This window comes from Oleiphilus sp. HI0061 (assembly GCF_001635675.1).
In genome coordinates, this window is record NZ_LWFE01001475.1 from 1 (window position 1) to 1638 (window position 1638).

General features: G+C 44.0%; 1 protein-coding gene. It reads right to left on the bottom strand.

Translation table 11 applies throughout. The features are described from left to right. Positions 1-928, bottom strand: a 928-nt coding sequence (locus A3735_RS23080) for an Rne/Rng family ribonuclease (protein WP_156499854.1), incomplete at its 3' end; no start/stop codon positions are given. Between the last annotated feature and the right edge of the window lie 710 nt (positions 929-1638).

A 1638-nucleotide genomic window follows, 5' to 3' on the forward strand; every position in this document is an offset into this window, starting at 1 on the left:
CCTTAGTTGCACGAGCTGAGTTGATATCGATTGAAACAAGTGCTTCCGTTGGGTCGATAACAATTGAGCCGCCAGAAGGCAGTTTTACTTCGCGTTGGAACGCTGTCTCGATTTGAGCTTCGATCTGATAACGGCTGAATAATGGCGTTTCGTCTTGGTAGAGTTTGATCTTGCTTTCATAAGCAGGCATAACTGAACGAACGAAATTTAGAACATCTTCAAACACAAGCGGTGCGTCAACAAGTACTTCGCCAATGTCCTGGCGCAAGTAATCGCGAATAGCACGGATGATGACATTGCTTTCCTGGTATATGAGGAAAGGAGCGGGGCGGCTTTCAGAAGCGCTGGTAATTGATTCCCAAAATTGTAGAAGGTAATCAAGGTCCCATTGTAGCTCTTCTGTTGAACGACCTACGCCAGCAGTACGAACGATAACACCCATGTTGCGTGGCGTTTCAAGGCCGGACATGGCTTCTTTAAGTTGTGAGCGGTCGTCGCCTTCGATGCGGCGAGAAATGCCGCCAGCACGTGCGTTATTAGGCATAAGAACCAAGTAACGACCGGCAAGGCTGATAAAGGTCGTCAGTGCGGCGCCTTTGTTGCCACGCTCTTCTTTATCAACCTGAACTATAACTTCCTGACCTTCTCTTAAGGCTTGCTTGATATTGACCCGGCCTTTACCGGCAGCGGGGTCAAAATATTCTTTAGAGATTTCTTTTAAAGGGAGGAAACCGTGGCGCTCAGCACCAAAATCAACAAATGCAGCTTCAAGGCTGGGCTCGATACGAGTGATCTTACCTTTATAAATGTTTGCTTTTTTCTGTTCGCGAGAACTCGCTTCGATATCAAGATCGTAGAGTTTTTGGCCGTCTACAAGGGCAACACGTAACTCTTCACTTTGAGTTGCGTTTATAAGCATTCTTTTCATGAATGAAATCCAGTTTTGTGCTGGAAATCGCAGGAAGACAGCTTGGTTTAAAGTAAAATTACTCAGCTATAAATCAAGTTAGCGAGCTAACAAATTCCAATACATAGCAGCAACACCCAGTACCCGTGACAAATTCGCGGTGGGGAAGTGGCCACATATGGCGTTTGTTGGTTTTACTTCTATTTCCTAACTATTGTCTGGTCTTATTGCTTCCTTCAAATGATCTGGGCATATGTATTTATGCTCGCTCAAGTCCGGTGCTGCCTTTCAACGCTAAGAAGTAAGTGATAGTGCGTACTAACATTAATGGTCTGCGTTCAATCGCAAGACTTTGTTGTCTGCATCACTTACGGGCTATAAATTCTGTTTTCCTAATGCGATTCCACGCTTTAGTTTTATTTCCAGAGCTTAAATTGCTCTGGAATCCTAATTAATTTACGACATGACAGAGCTTTCTATACCGTGTCGTGTTGTCTGTACTTTCTACTTTTCACTCTGTTGGTGGAAAGGCTCGCTTTATGTATTCTTTTTCATTGCGTGCGTACAAAACTTTCAACGCCTATTTAGCTTGTGTCGCAAGCAAATAGCTGTCGGTTTTCTGTCTATATAATCTGTCGTCTTACTGCTCCGTGGGCTTTTAGCTATATAGTTGACTGAACTCAGCTGAATCTATATAGGGGAATGCGCCTTTCAATGTAACTTTTTTACGG